This is a genomic window from Streptomyces sp. Y1, assembly GCF_041053115.1.
Lineage (GTDB): Bacteria > Actinomycetota > Actinomycetes > Streptomycetales > Streptomycetaceae > Kitasatospora > Kitasatospora rubellomurina.
In genome coordinates, this window is sequence record NZ_CP163445.1 from 6770818 (window position 1) to 6788760 (window position 17943).

General features: G+C 77.9%; 2 protein-coding genes. Both read right to left on the minus strand.

Features of this window, described 5'->3' with window-relative positions:
• Positions 1-17 precede the first annotated feature (17 nt).
• Positions 18-10121: a type I polyketide synthase gene (locus tag AB2U05_RS29620; RefSeq protein ID WP_369184753.1), complete on the minus strand. Its 10104-nt coding sequence runs from the start codon at positions 10119-10121 to the stop codon at positions 18-20.
• A 58-nt stretch (positions 10122-10179) separates the two neighbouring features.
• Positions 10180-17943: an SDR family NAD(P)-dependent oxidoreductase gene (locus AB2U05_RS29625; protein ID WP_369184754.1), complete on the minus strand. Its 7764-nt coding sequence runs from the start codon at positions 17941-17943 to the stop codon at positions 10180-10182.

The window sequence follows — 17943 nt, forward strand, 5'->3', positions numbered from 1 at the left end:
GTCCTGGTGCTGGCCGGTCACGAGTTGCGCAGTTCGTCGTCGACGATGTCGAGCAGCTCGTCGAGCGTGGCGTCGGCCAACTCGTCGTCCTCGACGGCCGGTTCGGCCCGCTCGGGCGCCGGCGCGGCGGTCGCGGTCGCGGCCGCCGGCTCCGGCCCGGCCTGCTTCCGCAGCAGCTCGCCCAGGTGGGCGGCGACGGCGGCCGGGGTCGGGTGGTCGAAGGCCAGCGTGGCGGGCAGCCGCAGCCCGGTGGCCGCGTTCAGCTTGTTGCGCAGCTCGACGGCGCGCAGCGAGTCGAAGCCGGACTCCAGGAAGCCTCGCGCGGTGCCGACCGCCTCCGGGTCGCCGTAGCCGAGCACCGTGGCGACCTGGGCCCGGACCAGCTCCAGCAGGGCGTGGGCCTGTTCGGCGGCCGGCAGGGCGGCCAGGTCGAGGCCCGGGGCGGCGGTGCCGGCCGCGTCGGCGCGGGCCGCCCGGCGGGGCGCGGTGCCGAGCAGGGCGCGCAGCAGCGGCGGCCGCTCGGCGGGCTCCCCGGCGCGCAGCGCGGGCAGGTCGAGGCGGACGGGCAGCACCAGCGGGCGGTCCTGGGCGAGTGCGGCGTCGAACAGCGCCAGGCCGTCCGCGGCGGAGACCGGCAGCACGCCGGAGCGCCGCATCCGGGAGCGGTCGGCCTCGCCGAGCCGCCCGGTCATCGCGCTGACGGTGGACCACAGGCCCCAGGCCATCGACACCCCGGGCAGGCCGAGGGTGCGGCGGTGGGCGGCCAGCGCGTCCAGGTAGGCGTTGGCGGCGGCGTAGTTGGCCTGCCCGGCGTTGCCCAGCACCCCGCCGGCGGCGGAGAACAGGACGAACATCGCGGGCTTGGCGTCCAGGGTCAGCTCGTGCAGGTTCCAGGCGGCGTCGACCTTCGGCCGCAGGACGGCGCGGGTGCGCTCCGGGGTGAGCGAGGCGAGCGTGCCGTCGTCGAGCACCCCGGCGGCGTGCACCACGCCGGTCAGCGGGTGCTCGGCCGGGACGGCGGCCAGCAGCGCGGCCAGCGCGCCCCGGTCGGCGGCGTCGCAGGCCTCCACGGTGACGGCGGCGCCGGCCTCGGCGAGCGCGGCGACCAGGTCCTCGGCGCCCTCGGCCTGCCGGCCCTGACGGCTGACCAGCAGCAGGTGCCGGGCGCCGTGCGCCTCGACCAGGTGCCGGGCGACCAGCGCGCCGAGGGTGCCGGTGCCGCCGGTGATCAGCACGGTGCCCTCGGGGTCGAGCAGGGGCCCGCCGTCGGCCGCGTCCGCCGGGTTCGGTCGGGCGAGCCGGGGCACCAGGACCCGGCCGGCCCGGACGGCGTACTGCGGCTCGGCGCCGCCGAGCAGGCCGGGCAGGGCGCGCAGCGAGGCGGCGTCGGCGCCGTCGCTGCCGGCCCCGTCGAGGTCGACCAGGACGAAGCGGCCCGGGTGCTCGGCCTGCGCCGAGCGCACCGCGCCCCAGACGGCGGCCGCGGCGAGGTCGGCCGGCTCGGCCGAGGTCGCGGCCGGGTCGGGGGTGTCCACCGCGCCCCGGGTGACCAGCACCAGCCGGGAGGCCGCGAACCGCTCGTCGGCGGCCCAGGCCTGGAGCAGGGCCAGGGCCCGCTCGACGGCGTCGCGGGCGGCGTCCGCGGAGAGCGTGTCGGCGCCCGGCTCGGGCACCCAGGGCAGCAGGACGGCCTCGGGCGCGGGCGCCCCGGCGGCGACGGCGGCGCCGAGCGCGGCCAGGTCCGGGTGGGCGCCCGCGGCGGCCCCGGCCCCGGCCAGCGCGGCGGCGAGGCCGAGCCGGTCCTCGCCCAGCACGGCGAGCCCGGCCGGGCCGGCGGCCGCGGCCGCGGCCTCGGTCCAGGACACCCAGAACAGCGCGTCCGCGGTGGAGCGGGCGGAGCCGAGCTGGGTGCGGGAGACCGGGCGGACGGCGAGCGAGTCGACCGAGGCGACCGGCTGGCCGGTCTGGTCGGCGACGTCCAGCGACAGCTCGTCCGGCCCGGTCGGCGTCAGCCGCACCCGCAGGGCGGTGGCCGCCGTGGCGTGCAGGGTGACGTCGGACCAGGCGAACGGCAGCCGGACCGTCGTCGCGCCGTCCAGCAGGGTGGTGTGCAGGGCCGCGTCGAGCAGCGCCGGGTGGACGCCGCAGCGCTCGGCGTCCGCGAGCTGCTCCTCGGCCAGCCGGACCTCGGCGAAGACCTCCTCGCCGCGCCGCCAGGCCGCGCGCAGGCCCTGGAAGGCCGGGCCGTAGACCAGCCCGTCCTCGGCGAGCCGCCCGTACAGGCCGTCCAGCGCGACCGGCACGGCGCCGGCCGGCGGCCACACCGGCTCGGGCGCCCACCGGGCGGCCGGGCCCTCGGGGGCCAGCACGCCGCTCGCGTGCTTCGTCCAGTTCTGCTCGGTGTCGGGGCTGGAGTGGACGGTGACCGGGCGGCGGCCGGTCCTGTCGGCGGCGCCGACCCGGACCTGGACCCGGACGGCCCCGTCCTCGGGCAGCAGCAGCGGCGCCTGGAGGGTGAGTTCGTCGAGGTGGTGGCAGTCCAGCTGCCGCCCGGCCTGCAGGGCGAGTTCGACCAGCCCGGTGCCGGGGACCAGCACGGTGCCCCAGACGGCGTGGTCGGCCAGCCACGGGTGGGTGGCGGTGGCGAGGCGGCCGGTGAGCAGCACGCCGTCGTCCTCGGGCAGCGGCAGCGCGGCGGACAGCAGCGGGTGGTCGGCGGCGTCCAGCCCGGCCGTGCGCGGGTCCCCGGTGGCGGCGGGCGCCAGCCAGAACCGCTCGCGCTGGAACGGGTAGGTGGGCAGCTCGGGGTGGGCGCCGGCGGGCAGCAGCGGCGCCCAGTCGACGGGCAGGCCGTGGGTGTGCAGGTGGGCCGCGGAGGTGAGCAGCCTGGTCCAGCCGCCCTCGGTGCGGCGCAGCGTGCCCGTCACCAGGGCCGGCGCGTCGTCGAAGGCCTGCTCGATGGCCGGGGTCAGCACCGGGTGCGGGCTGGACTCGACGAAGACGTCCAGGCCGTCGGCCCGGGCGGCCCGGACGGCGTCGGTGAAGCGGACGGTCTGCCGCAGGTTGGTGTACCAGTACCCGGCGTCCAGGGCGACGGTGTCCAGCAGCGCGCCGGTGACGGTCGAGTAGAACGGGACGTCCGCGGAGCGCGGGGTGATGCCCGCGAGGGCTTCCGCGAGGCGGGCCTCGATGGCCTCGACGTGCGGGGAGTGCGAGGCGTAGTCGACGTCGATCCGGCGGGCCCGGACCTCCTGGTCGTGGTAGAGGGCGAGCAGTTCCTCAAGCGCGTCGACGTCCCCGGCGACCACGGTCGCGGTCGGCCCGTTCAGGGCGGCGACCGAGATCCGGCCTTCCCAGCGGGTCAGCAACTCGGCGGCCTCCTCGTGGGCCAGCGGGAGCGAGACCATGCCGCCCTGCCCGGCGATGGCGGTGATGGCCTGGCTGCGCAGCGCGGCGATCCGGGCGCCGTCCGCGAGGCTGAGGGCCCCGGCGACGGTGGCGGCGGCGATCTCGCCCTGGGAGTGGCCGATGACGGCGGCGGGCTCGACGCCCAGCGACTTCCAGACCGCGGCCAGCGAGACCATCATCGCGAACAGCGCGGGCTGCACGACGTCGACCCGGTGGAGGTCTCCGCCGCCGCGCAGCACCTCGGTGAGCGACCAGTCGACGTACGGGGCCAGCGCCGCCTCGCAGTCGGCGATCGAGCGGGCGAACACCTCGGAGGTGTCCAGGAGTTCGGCGCCCATGCCGAGCCACTGCGAGCCCTGGCCGGGGAACACGAACACCGGCCGCCCGTAGCCGCCCTCGCCGGTGGTGACCGCCGGCTTGGCGGCTCCCTCGGCGAGCCCGGCGAGGCCGTTCAGCAGCTCCTCGCGGCCCTGCCCGAGCACGACCGCCCGGTGCTCCAGCGCCGCGCGCCCGGCGAGCAGGGTGTGCCCGACGGCGCGCAGGTCGGCCTCCGGGTGCTCGCGCAGGAACGCGGCCAGCTGCCCGCTCTGCGCCCGCAGCGCCCGCTCGTCCCGGGCGGAGAGCACCCACGGGACCACCGGCGACGGCGAGTCGACGGCCACGGCCTCCTCGGCGGCCGCCGCGGCGTCCGGCGCCTCCTCCAGGATCAGGTGGGCGTTGGTGCCGCTGATGCCGAACGCGGACACCCCGGCCCGGCGCGGACGCCCGGCCTCGCGCGGCCACTCCCGCGGCTCGGTGAGCAGCGCCACCCCGCCGCCCGACCAGTCCACGTGGGTGGTCGGCTCGGTCACGTGCAGGGTGCGCGGCAGCGCCTCGTTGCGCAGCGCCAGCACCATCTTGATGACGCCCGCGACACCCGAGGTCGCCTGGGTGTGGCCGATGTTGGACTTCAACGCGCCCAGCCAAAGCGGCCGTTCGGTGTCCCGCTGCTTGCCGTAGGTGGCCAGCAGGGCCTGCGCCTCGATCGGGTCGCCGAGCCGGGTGCCGGTGCCGTGCGCCTCGACGGCGTCGATCTGGTCGGCCGTCAGCCGGGCGTCGGCCAGCGCCGCCCGGATCACCCGCTGCTGCGAGGGCCCGTTGGGGGCGGCCAGGCCGTTGGAGGCGCCGTCCTGGTTGAGGGCGGAGCCGCGGATCACGGCCAGCACCGGGTGCCCGTGGCGCTGCGCGTCGGAGAGCCGTTCGAGCAGGACGACGCCGGTGCCCTCGGACAGCCCGAAGCCGTCCGCGTCGTCGGAGAAGGCCTTGCAGCGGCCGCTCTCGGACAGCGCGCCCATCCGGTCGAAGCCGATGAACGAGTCCGGGACGGGCATCACCACCGAGCCGCCGGCCAGCGCCATCGTGCACTCGCCGCCGCGCAGCGAGCGGACGGCCAGGTGGAGCGCGACCAGCGAGGAGGAGCACGCCGTGTCGACGGTGATCGCCGGGCCCTCCAGGCCGAACGCGTAGGCGACCCGGCCGGACAGGACGCTGGTGACCCGGCCGGTGATGACGTAGTCCCCGATCGCGGACGGCGCGTCGGCCGAGGTCACCCCGTAGCCCTGGTCCATGGCGCCGACGAAGGTGCCCGTCCGGCTGCCGCGCAGCGTGGTCAGGTCGATGCCGGCCCGCTCGAAGGCCTCCCAGGAGGTCTCCAGCAGCTGCCGCTGCTGCGGGTCCATGGCCAGCGCCTCGCGCGGGCTGATCCCGAAGAACGCGGCGTCGAAGCGGTCCACGTCGGCCACGAAGCCGCCCTCGCGGACCCGGCCGCCGGGGCCGTGGATCCCGCTCAGGTCCCAGCCGCGCTCCGGCGGGAAGCCGGAGACGGCGTCGCCGTCCGCGGCGAGCAGCCGCCACAGCTCCTCGGGGGTGGTGACCCCGCCGGGCAGGCGGCAGGCCATCCCGACGATCGCGATCGGCTCGTCCGCGCCGGCCCCGCCCGGGGCCTGCTCCACGGGCGCGGCCGCGGCCGCCAACTCCAGGACCTCGCGGCGCAGTTCGGCGGCGAGCGCGGCGGGCGTCGGGTAGTCGAAGACCAGCGTCGCCGGGAGCCGCAGCCCGGTGGCGGCGTTCAGCCGGTTGCGCAGCTCGACGGCCGTCAGGGACTCGAACCCGAGCTCCTTGAAGGCCCGTTCGGGCTTGATGGCCTCCGCGCCGGTGCGCCCGAGGACGGCCGCGGCGTGCGCGGACACCAGCTCGGTCAGCGTGCGGAGCTGGTCGGCCTCCGACAACTCGACGAGCGCGCGCCGCAGTTCGGAGTCGTTCCCGGCGCCCGGCGCGCCCGCGCCGGCCTCCGGGGCGGCCAGCACCGCGCGGGCCTCGGGCAGGTCGGTGAGCAGCGGGCTCGGGCGCAGCGCGGTGAACAGCGGCACGAAGCGCGCCCAGTCGATGTCGGCGATCGCGACGAAGGTGTCGTCGTGGTCCAGCGACTGCTGCAGGGCGGCGACCGCCAGCTCGGCGCGCATCAGCGGCAGGCCCTGCGCCTGCACCTTGCGGCGGGTGCGCTCGACGTCCTGGTCGCCGAGGTTCTTCCAGGTGTTGACGGCGTCCTCCCAGACGCCCCAGGCGACGGAGGTCATCGGCAGGCCGCGGGCCCGGCCGGCCTCGGCCAGGGCGTCGAGGGCGGCGTTGGCCGCCGCGTAGGCGGCGTGGTCCCCGCTGCCCCAGAACCCGGCGATGGAGGAGAACAGGACGAAGGCGTCCAGCGCCTCCGGGTCCAGCAGTTCGGCGAGGTGCCGGGTGCCGTCCACCTTCGCGGCCAGCACCTGGTCCAGGCTCTCCAGCGGGGTGCCGTCCACCGGCAGCAGTTCGATGAACGCGGCGGTGTGCACGACGGCCCGCACGGTGCGGCCCTCGGCCCGCAGCCCGTCCAGCAGGGCGGCCACCGCGTCCCGGTCGGCGACGTCGCACGCCGCCAGGGTGACCTCCACGCCGGTCGCGGTCAGCTCGGCCGCCAGGTCCGCCGCCCCGGGGGCGTCCGGGCCCGAACGGCTGGCCAGCACCAGGTGCTCGGCGCCGCGCTCGGCCAGCCAGCGGGCCAGCCGGGGGCCGAGGCTCCCGGTGCCGCCGGTGACGATCACCGTGCCGCCGGGCCGCCAGTCGCGGACCGGCCGCGCCCCGCCGAGCGGGGCGTGCACCATCCGGCGGGCGAACAGGCCGGCCGGGCGCACCGCCACCTGGTCCTCGTCGCCGGCGCCGGCCAGCACCCCGGCGAGCCGGCCGAGCGCCCGCGCGTCCGGCTCCGCGGGCAGGTCGACCAGGCCGCCCCACAGGTGCGGCTGCTCCAGGGCGACGACCCGGCCGAGGCCCCACAGCTGGGCCTGCACCTGGTCGGCGGGGGCGTCGGACGGGCCGGTGGCGACGGCGCGATGGGTGGCGCACCACAGCGGGGTGCGCAGGCCGAGGTCGCCCATGGCCTGGACGAGGACGAGGGTCAGCCCCACGCAGGCGGTGAGGCTGCGGTGCCCGTCCAGGCGCTTGTCGTCCAGCGCCAGGAAGGACAGCACGCCGGCGAGGTCGGTGCCGTCGACCAGCGGGCGCAGCCGCTCGGCGAGGACGGCGCGGTCCGCGTCGGCGCCGGTCGTCTCCAGCAGGACGGTGCGGGCGCCGTGCCCGTCGAGGGCCCGGACGGCCTCGGCGACCCAGCGGTCCTCGGTGCGGCCGGCCGGGACGACGACCAGCCAGGTGCCGGTCAGGGCCGCCGCCGGGCGGTCCGCGAGCGGCTTCCAGGCGATCCGGTACCGCCAGTCGTCCACGGTCGAGCGCTCGCGGCTCTCCCGGCGCCAGGAGGACAGCACGGGCAGCAGCGCGTCCAGCGACCGCCGCCGCTCCTCGTCCTCGACCCGCAGGGCGGCGGCCACGGCGGCGACGTCCTGCTCCTCGACGGCCTGCCAGAACCCGGCCTCCGGCGCGTCGGTCGCGGCCGTGCCCGGCGCGTCCGGGGCGGCCTCCCGGATCCACAGGTGCTGGTGGCGGAACGGGTAGGTCGGCAGGTCGGCGTGGTCGCCGGCGGGCAGGAACGCCGTCCAGTCGACGGGCACGCCGTGGGCGTGCAGGTGGGCCGCGGAGGTGAGCAGCCTGGTCCAGTGGCCCTCGGTGCGGCGCAGGGTGCCGGTGACCACCGGGGCCTCGGCGGCGTCGAGGGTCTCCTCGACGGCGGTGGTGAGGACGGGGTGCGGGCTGGACTCGACGAACACCTCGTGGCCGTCCGCCTGCGCGGCCCGGACGGCGTCGGTGAAGCGGACGGTCTGGCGCAGGTTGGTGTACCAGTAGCCGCTGTCCAGGGCGGTGGTGTCGAGCAGGCCGCCGGTGACGGTCGAGTAGAACGGGACGTCGGCGCGCTGCGGGGTGATCCCGGCCAGGGCCGTCGCCAGCCGCTCCTCGATGGCCTCGACGTGCGGCGTGTGCGAGGCGTAGTCCACGTCGATCCGGCGGGCCCGGATCTCCGACTGCTCGCAGTGGGCGAGGAGTTCGTCGAGCGCGTCGCGGTCCCCGGCGACGACGGTGGCGGACGGGCCGTTGACGGCGGCCACGAAGACCCGGCCGTCCCAGCCGCCCAGCAGCTCCTCGGCGCGCTCGCGCGGCAGCGGCACCGACACCATGCCGCCGTGCCCGGCGATGGCGGTGATGGCCTGGCTGCGCAGGGCGGCGATCCGGGCGCCGTCCGCGAGGCTGAGGGCCCCGGCGACGGTGGCGGCGGCGATCTCGCCCTGGGAGTGGCCGATGACGGCGGCGGGCTCGACGCCCAGCGACTTCCAGACCGCGGCCAGCGAGACCATCATCGCGAACAGCGCGGGCTGCACGACGTCCACCCGGGCCAGGTCGCCGTTCCCGCGCAGGACGTCGGTGAGCGACCAGTCGACGTGCGGGGCCAGCGCCGCCTCGCAGGCGGCGATCGAGGCGGCGAACACCTCGGAGGTGTCCAGGAGTTCGGCGCCCATGCCGAGCCACTGCGAGCCCTGGCCCGGGAAGACGAACACCGGGCGCTCGAACGTGCCGCCGCCGGTGACGAGCTCGGGCGCGGCGACCCCTTCGGTGAGCGCGGTGAGGCCGGTCAGCAGCTCGCCGCGGGTCTGCCCGAGCACGACGGCGCGCCGCTCCAGCGAGGCCCGGCCGGTGAGCAGGGTGTGGCCGATCGCCCGCAGGTCGGCGTCCGGGTCGGCGCGCAGGAACGCGGCCAGCTGCCCGGCCTGCGTGCGCAGCGCCTCGTCGTCCCGGGCGGACAGCACCCACGGCACCACCGGGGAGGGCGGGGCGACGACCTCGGCGGCCTCCTCGGCCGGCTCCTCGACGGGCGGCGCCTCCTCCAGGATGACGTGCGCGTTGGTGCCGCTGATCCCGAACGAGGACACGGCGGCCCGCCGGACGTGCTCGCCCGCCGGCCAGGCCCGTTCCTCGGTCAGCAGCCGCACCCCGCCGCCCGACCAGTCCACGTGCGGGGTCGGCTCGTCCACGTGCAGGGTGCGCGGCAGCACCCCGTGCCGCAGCGCCATCACCATCTTGATGACGCCGCCGACCCCGGCCGCCGCCTGCGCGTGCCCGATGTTGGACTTCAACGAGCCCAGCCACAGCGGCCGTTCGGCGTCCCGCTGCTTGCCGTAGGTGGCCAGCAGGGCCTGCGCCTCGATCGGGTCGCCGAGCTTGGTGCCCGTCCCGTGCGCCTCCACGGCGTCGACCTGCTCGGCCGTCAGCCGGGCGTTCTTCAGCGCCTCGCGGATCGCCCGCTGCTGGGCCGGCCCGTTGGGCGCGGAGAAGCCGCTGCTGCTGCCGTCCTGGTTGACGGCCGAGCCGCGCACCACCGCCAGCACCCGGTGCCCGTTGCGCCGCGCGTCCGACAGCTTCTCGACCAGCAGGACGCCGACGCCCTCCGCCCAGCCGGTGCCGTCCGCCGCCGCGGCGAAGGCCCGGCAGCGCCCGTCCGGGGACAGCGCGCGCTGGCGGCTGAACTCGACGAAGCCGCCCGGCCCGGTCATCACCGTCACGCCGCCGACCAGGGCCAGCGTGCACTCGCCGCTGCGCAGCGACTGCGCGGCCTGGTGCAGCGCCACCAGCGAGGAGGAGCAGGCGGTGTCCACCGTGACGGCCGGGCCCTCCAGGCCCAGCGTGTAGGCCACCCGGCCGGACACCACGCTGCCGAGGCTGCCCGTCATCAGGTAGCCCTCGAGGTCCTCGGGGGCCTCGCGCAGCCGGGCGGCGTAGTCCTGGTGCATCACGCCGGCGAACACGCCGGTGCGGGTGCCGCGCATCGAGGACGGGTCGATGCCGGCCCGCTCGAAGGCCTCCCAGGACGCCTCCAGCAGCAGCCGCTGCTGGGGGTGCATCGCGACCGCCTCGCGCGGGCTGATGCCGAAGAAGTCCGGGTCGAACAGCGGCGCGTCGTGCAGGAAGCCGCCCGACCGGGTGTACGTCCGGCCGGTGGCGTCCGGGTCCGGGTCGTACAGGCCCTCGACGTCCCAGCCGCGGTCCTCGGGGAAGGCGCTGATCGCGTCGGTGCCGGTCGCCACCAGCTGCCACAGGTCCTCGGGGGAGGCGACGCCGCCCGGGTAGCGGCAGGCCATGCCGACGATCGCGATCGGCTCGGAGGCCGCGGCGGTCAGCCGGCGGTTCTGCTGCCGCAGCTGCTCGGCCTCCTTGAGGGAGGCTCGCAGCGCCTTGACGACTTCTTCACTGGTGGTCATCGAGAACTCCGGAACTCCGAGCCGTGGGGACGGGTGATCGGGTGGGCGGTGGTCGTCATCAGCTGTCGCCGAGGGCGACCCGGACCAGGTCGGCCAGGTCCATGTCGTCGAGTGCGCTGCCGGACTCCTCGCCGCTCTCCTCGGGGAGCGCGGACTCGGCCGCCGTGTCGGCGAGCCGGAGCAGGGTGCCGACCAGCCCCGCCTCCTGGAAGCGGTCCAGCGGGATCGCGGCGAGCGCCCGGCGGAAGCCCGCCTCGTCGACCCCGTCGAGGCCGTCCGGCCCGTCCGGGACGGCGCCCCGGTCCTCGGCCGGGAAGGCCTCGGCCTCCAGGTGGCGGGCGACGGCGGCCGGGCTGGGGTGGTCGAAGATCAGCGTGGCGGGCAGCCGGCCGCCGGTCTCGGCGCCGAGCCGGTTGCGCAGCTCCAGCGCGGTGAGCGAGTCGACGCCGAGGTCCAGGAAGCCGCGGTCGGGGTCGACCCGGTTCGGCGTCGGGTAGCCCAGCACCGCCGCGACGTGCGCCCGGACCACGTCCAGCACCGCCCGGTGGCGCTTCTCCGGCGCCAGGTCCGCGAACCGCTGCCGCAGGGTCGCCGTGCCGGCGGCGCCGCTCGCGGCCCGGCGCGGGGCGCGGACCAGGCCGCGCAGCAGCGCCGGGATCTCGGCCAGCCCGCGCACGGTCGCGGTGTCCAGCCGGGCGGGCACCAGGACGGCGCGCCCGGCGCCCGGCCCGGCCTCGGCCAGCGCGGCGTCGAACAGCAGCAGGCCCTGCTCGGAGGGCATCGGCGCGAGGCCGGTGCGGCCCAGCCGGCGCAGGTCGGTCTCGTCCAGGTGGCTGGTCATCCCGCTGGACTCGGCCCACAGGCCCCAGGCCAGCGAGGTGGCGGCCAGGCCCTCGGCGCGGCGGCGCTGGGCCAGCGCGTCCAGGAAGGCGTTGGCCGCCGCGTAGCTGGACTGGCCGGACTGGCCGAGCACGCCCGCGGCCGAGGAGAACAGGACGAACGCCCGCAGCGGGAGCTCGCGGGTCAGCTCGTGCAGGTGCCAGGCCGCGTCGACCTTCGGGCGCAGCACGGCGGCCACCCGCTCGGGGGTGAGCGCGGTCAGCACGCCGTCGTCCAGCACGCCGGCCGTGTGCACCACGGCGGTCAGCGGGTGCTCGGCGGGCACCTCGGCCAGCACGGCGGCCAGCGCGGTGCGGTCCGTCACGTCGCAGGCCCGGACGGTGACCCGGGCGCCGAGCGCGGCCAGGTCCGCGCGCAGCTCCGCCGCGCCCTCGGCGGCGGGCCCGCGCCGGCTGACCAGCAGCAGGTGCCGCACGCCGTGTTCGGTGACCAGGTGGCGGGCCAGCAGGGCGCCGAGGCCGCCGGTGCCGCCGGTCAGCAGGACGGTGCCGTCACCGGCGGCGGCGAAGGCGTTCGCGCCCGCGTCGGCGGGCCGCGCGGCGGCGGCGAGCCGGGCGGCGCTCACCCGGCCGGCGCGGACGGCGAGTTGGGGCTCGCCGGAGGCCAGGGCGGCGACCAGCGCGGGGGCCGAGTCGGGGTGCTCGTCGACGTCGGCCAGCACCAGTCGGCCGGGGTTCTCCGACTGCGCCGAGCGCAGCAGGCCCCAGAGCGGGGCGTGCACGAGGTCGGTGACGTCGTCCGCCGGGTCGAGCGCGACGGCGCCCCGGGTGAGCAGCACCAGGCGGGAGGAGGCGAACCGCTCCTCGGCCAGCCAGGCCTGCACCAGGGCCAGCGCGCGGGCGGTGGCCGCGTGCACGGCGGCATGCACGGCGGCCGCCGGGGCGTCCGGGCCCGCTGCGGCCGGGAGGAAGGGGGCCAGCACCGTCGCGGGCGCCGGGGCGTCGGAGCCGAGCAGGGCGGTCAGGTCGGCGTCGGGGCCCAGCCGCACCGGCTGCTCGGCGCCGGGTTCGGCCCCGGCCTGCGCGGCGGGCGCCAGCGGCACCCAGTCCACCTGGTAGAGGCCGTCGCCGGAGCGGCCGGTGGCCGCGCTGAGCTGCCCGGGGGTGACGGCCCGCAGGGTCAGCGAGCCGACCGAGACGACCGGCTCGCCGGTCTCGTCGGTGGCGGTCAGCGCCACGGTGTCCGGCCCGGTCGGCGTCAGCCGCACCCGCAGCGCGGTGGCGGTGGCGGCGGCCGGGTGCAGGGTGACGTCCGACCAGGCGAACGGCAGCCGCACCTGCTCGGCGCCCTCCAGCAGGCAGGCGTGCAGGGCGGCGTCCAGCAGCGCCGGATGGACGGAGAAGCCGTCCCCGTGCCGGTCCTGCGGCAGCGTCACCTCGGCCAGGATCTCCTCGCCGTGCCGGCCCGGTGCGGTCCGGCCCAGTGAGGTCCGGCCCAGCGCGGTCAGGCCCTGGAAGGCCGGCCCGTAGTCGAAGCCGACCCCGGCGAGGCGCGGGTACAGCTCCCCGGCCGGGGCGAGCTCGCCGGCCCAGGGCCGCCGCGCCTCCTCCGGCGCCGCCGCGCCCTCCTCGGCGAGGACGCCGCTCGCGTGCTGCGTCCAGTCCTGCCCGGTGTCCGGGCTGTTCGGGCTGTCGGGGCCGGAGTGGACCGTGACGGGCCGGCGGCCGGTGTCGTCGGCGGCGCCGACCCGGACCTGGACCCGGACGGCCCCGTCCTCGGGCAGCAACAGCGGCGCCTGGAGGGTGAGTTCGTCGAGCTGGTGGCAGTCCAGCCGGCGCCCGGCGTGCAGGGCGAGTTCGACCAGCGCGGTGCCGGGCAGCAGGACGGTGCCCCAGACGGCGTGGTCGGCCAGCCACGGGTGGGCGGCGGTGGAGAGACGGCCGGTGAGGACGAGCTCGTCGCCCGGCAGGGCGAGCGCGGCGGCCAGCAGCGGGTGGTCGGCGGCGTCCAGCCCGGCCGTGCGCGGGTCCCCGGTGGCGGCGGGCGTGAGCCAGAACCGCTCGCGCTGGAACGGGTAGGTGGGCAGGTCGACGGGCCCGCCCCCCGGGCGCAGGCCCGGCCAGCGGACGGCGGCGCCGCGCACGTGGGCCTCGGCGAGCGAGGTGAGCAGGCGGCGCGGGCCGCCCTCGCCGCGGCGCAGCGTGCCGATCACGGCGATGTCCTCGTGCCCGGCGTCCTCGGCGGCGTCCTGGACGGCGGCGGTGAGCACCGGGTGCGGGCTGGCCTCGACGAAGGCCCGGTGCCCGGCGGCGAGCGCGGTGCGGACGGCGTCCGTGAAGCGGACGGTCCGGCGCAGGTTGGTGTACCAGTAGGCGGCGCCCAGTTCGGTGGTGTCGATCAACTCGCCGGTGACGGTCGAGTAGAACGGGACGTCGGCGGTCTTCGGGGTGATCCCGGCGAGGGCTTCGGCGAGGCGGGCCTCGATGGCCTCGACGTGCGGGGAGTGCGAGGCGTAGTCGACGTCGATCCGGCGGGCGCGGATCTCCGACTGCTCGCAGTGGGCGAGGAGTTCGTCGAGGGCGTCGCCGTCCCCGGCGACCACGGTCGCGGTCGGCCCGTTGAGCGCGGCGACCGAGATCCGGCCGTCCCAGCGGGCCAGCAGCTCCTCGGCCCGGTCGCGCGGCAGCGGGAGCGAGGCCATGCCGCCCTGTCCGCTGATCTGCACGATCGCCTGGCTGCGCAGGGCGGCGACGCGGGCGCCGTCCTCCAGGGTCAGGGCCCCGGCGACGGTGGCGGCGGCGATCTCGCCCTGGGAGTGGCCGATGACGGCGGCGGGTTCGACGCCGAGCGAGCGCCACAGGGCGGCCAGCGAGACCATCATGGCGAAGAGGGCGGGCTGGACGACGTCGACCCGGGTCAGGTCGCCGCCGCCGCGCAGGACGTCGGTGAGCGACCAGTCGACGTGCGGCTTCAGCGCGGCCTCGCAGGCGGCGATGGAGGCGGCGAACTCCTTGGAGGTGTCCAGGAGTTCGGCGCCCATGCCGAGCCACTGCGAGCCCTGGCCGGGGAACACGAACACCGGCCGGTCGAAGCCGCCGGAGCCCGTGGCGACCCCCGGCGCGGCGGTGCCCTCCGCGAGCGCGGTGAGCCCCGACAGCAGCTCCGCGCGGTCCTGCCCGAGGACGACCGCGCGCTGCTCCAGCGCGGCCCGGCCGGTGGCCAGCGTCCGGGCGGCGCCCGGCAGATCGGCGTCGGGGCGCTCCCGCAGGTAGCCCGCCAGCTGCCCGGCCTGCGCGCGCAGCGCCTGCTCGTCCCGGGCGGACAGCACCCACGGCACCACCGGCCGGTCGCCGGCCTCGGGGGCGTCGGCCTCCTCGGCGGGCTCGTCGACGGGCGGCGCCTCCTCCAGGATGACGTGCGCGTTGGTGCCGCTGATGCCGAACGAGGACACGGCGGCCCGCCGCACCCGCTCGCCCGCCGGCCAGGGCTGCTCCTCGGTGAGCAGCTCGACCGCGCCCGCCGACCAGTCGACGTGCGGCGTCGGCTCGTCCACGTGCAGGGTGCGCGGCAGCAGCTCGTGCCGCAGCGCCAGCACCGTCTTGATCACCCCGGCGACGCCGGCGGCGGCCTGGGTGTGGCCGATGTTGGACTTCAACGAGCCGAGCCGGAGCGGCTGTGCGGCGTCCCGATGGCGGCCGTAGGTGGCCAGCAGGGCCTGCGCCTCGATCGGGTCGCCGAGCCGGGTGCCCGTCCCGTGCGCCTCGACGGCGTCGACCTGGTCGGCCGTCAGCCGGGCGTCGGCGAGCGCCGCCCGGATCACCCGCTGCTGGGAGGGCCCGTTGGGCGCGGACAGCCCGTTGCTCGCGCCGTCCTGGTTGACGGCCGAGCCGCGCACCACCGCCAGCACCCGGTGCCCGTTGCGCCGCGCGTCGGAGAGCCGCTCGACCAGCAGCACGCCGACGCCCTCGCCCCAGGCGGTGCCGTCCGCCGCCCCGGCGAAGGCCTTGCAGCGGCCGTCCGCGGCGAGGCCGCGCTGGCGGCTGAACTCCACGAACAGGCCGGGCGAGGCCAGCACCGCCGCGCCGCCCGCGAGCGCCATCGCGCACTCGCCCCGGCGCAGCGACTGGACGGCCAGGTGCAGCGCCACCAGCGAGGAGGAGCAGGCCGTGTCGACGGTGATCGCCGGGCCCTCCAGCCCGAAGACGTACGACAGGCGGCCGGACAGCACGCTCACCGTGGTGCCGGTCAGCACGTGGCCCTCGACGCCGCCGCTCGGCTGGTGCATCCGGGCGCCGTAGTCCTGCTGCATCGCCCCGACGAACACGCCGGTGCGGGTGCCGCGCAGCGCCGCGGGGTCGAGGCCGGCCCGCTCGAAGGTCTCCCAGGCCGTCTCCAGCAGCAGCCGCTGCTGCGGGTCCATGGCCAGCGCCTCGCGCGGGCTGATCCCGAAGAACGCGGCGTCGAAGCGGTCCGCGTCGTGCAGGAAGCCGCCCTGCCGGGTGTAGGTGCGGCCGGGCAGGCCCGGCTCGGGGTCGTACAGGCCCTCGACGTCCCAGCCGCGGTTGTCGGGGAACGCGCCGATCGCGTCGGCGCCCTCGGCGACCAGCCGCCAGAGGGCTTCCGGGTCGTGGACCCCGCCGGGGAAGCGGCAGGCCATCGCGACGATGGCGATCGGCTCGTCGTCGCCCGCCGGGCCGGCCGGGTACGCCTCGTCGGCCACGTCCGCCTCGTCCGCCGCGCCGGTGAGCCGGGCCAGCAGGTGGCGCCCGAGCGAGCCGGGCGTCGGGTGGTCGAACAGCAGGGACAGCGGCAGCCGCAGCCCGGTCGCCGCCGCCAGCCGGTTGCGCAGCTCCACCGCGACGGCGGAGTCGACCCCGAGCTCCCGGAACGCCCGGTCCGGGCCGGCCTCGCGGGCGACCGCGGGGCCGCGCAGCGCGGCCAGCTGGTCGTGCACCAACTCCCGGATCCAGTCGCGCAGTTCGCTCTCGGTGCGGGCCGGCGCCGGAGCGCTCGCGGCCCCGAACGGGTACGTCGGTAGCGGCACCCGCCGCGCCCCGGTGCCGGCGAACACGGCCGGCCAGTCCACCGTCACCCCGTGGACGTGCAGCTCCGCGAGCGAGGTCAGCAGCCGCTGCGGCCCGCTCTGGTCGCGCCGCAGCGTGCCCACGACGGCGGTGGGGCCGATGGGCCCGGCGTCCTCCAGGGTCTCCTGCAGCCCGCCGACCAGCCCGGGGTGCGGGCCGACCTCCAGGAACGTCCGGTACCCGTCCGCCAGCAGCGCCCGGGTGGCCTGCTCGAAGCGGATCTCGGAGCTGAGGTTGCGGTACCAGTAGTCGCCGTCCAGCCCGGCGGTGTCCACCCGGCCGCCGGTCAGCGAGGAGTAGAACGGCACCGCGGACGGGCCCGCCGTCACCCCGGCCATGTCGGCCAGCATCCGGGCCCGGTCGAGCGGCAGCCAGGGGGAGTGCACGGCGAGGCCGTTGGACAGCTTGCGGGCCCGGACGCCGTCCGCCGCCAGCTCGGCCAGCAGCTCGTCCACCGCCGCCCGCTCGCCGGAGAACAGGACGGACCGCGAGCCGTTGGTGCCCGCCACGGTCAGCCGCCCCGCCCAGCGGGCCAGGCGGGGCTCCAGCTCCTCCCGGGGGAGCAGCGCCGACGCCAGGTCGCCCGGGGCGACCGCGGCCGCCCGGGCCTGCGCCTCGCTCCACCGCACCGCCAGCAGGGCGGCGTCCTCCAGGCTGAGCGCCCCGGCCACGTGGGCGGCCGCGAACTCCCCCAGGCTCGCGCCGACCACGGCGGCCGGCTCGACGCCGCAGGCGCGCCAGAGCTCGGCCAGCGACACCAGCACGGCGAACAGGGCGGGCTGGACGACGTCGACCGCGACCAGTTCGGGCGCGCCCGGCGCTCCGCGCAGCACGTCGTCCAGTCGCCAGGGCAGGTGCGGTTCGAGGGCGGCGGCGCAGGCCTCCATCCGCTCCCGGAACACGGCCGAGGACTCCATCAGCTCCAGCGCCATGCCCGGCCACTGGGCGCCCTGGCCGGGGAAGACGAACACCGGGCGGCCCGCGCCGGCGTCCGTCAGGACGGTGCCGTGGACCAGCAGCGGGCCGAAGCCGCCCTCGGCGACGGCCCGCAGGGCGCCCAGCGCGTCCTCGCGGCGGTCGGCGAGCAGCACGGCGCGCCGCTCGAAGGCGGTGCGGGTGGTCGCCAGCGAGCGGCCGAGGTCGGCGAGCCGCGCGGCCGGGTCGGCCTCGACCTGCGCGGCCAGGTCGCGGGCCCGGGCGCGCAGCGCCGCCTCGTCGCGGGCGGAGAACGGCAGGGGGGTGAACGGTGTGTCGAGCAGCGGGCGTCCGGCCGCCGGAGCGGTCTCGGCCGCTTTGGCCTCGTACGGCCGGGCGCCGAGGCGGGCGAGGGCGTCGGGCCCGCTAGGCCCGTCCGGCGCCCGGTCGGCGAGCACGCCGTGGATCCGGTCGCCGGCCCGCAGGGCGTCCGGCAGCGGGCGGAGCACGGCGAGGACGGCGTGCTCCGGGTCGGGGCCGAGGGCGCCCGCGAGGGCGAGCTCGCAGTCGCCGCGGCGCAGGCTCCCGGCCGCCGCGGCGGCGGCGGTGCGGGCGCCGTCCGGGGCGGGCTCGACGAGGGTGCGGGGGCCGGCCGGGCCCAGGACGGCCGCGAGGTGTTCGGCGGTGCCGTCCGGCGCGGCGAGGAAGACGCCGACCCGGGCGTCGCGCAGGGCGGCGGGGACGATCCCGGCGTCCTCCAGGGCCGTCCAGGCGAGTTCGAGGACGAGCGGGGCGGCGGCGTCGGCGGTCCCGGTGGCCCCGGTGGGTTCGGCCGGCGCGGTGGGGCCATTGAGGCCGGTGGGGCCGGTCGGGCCGAAGAAGGCGGCGTCAACTCCGTTGCCGGGGCCCTGGGCCACACCGACGACGGCGACCGACACGTCCTCGCAACTCGTCTGGGGCACGGCGTACTCGGCCTTCCTCAT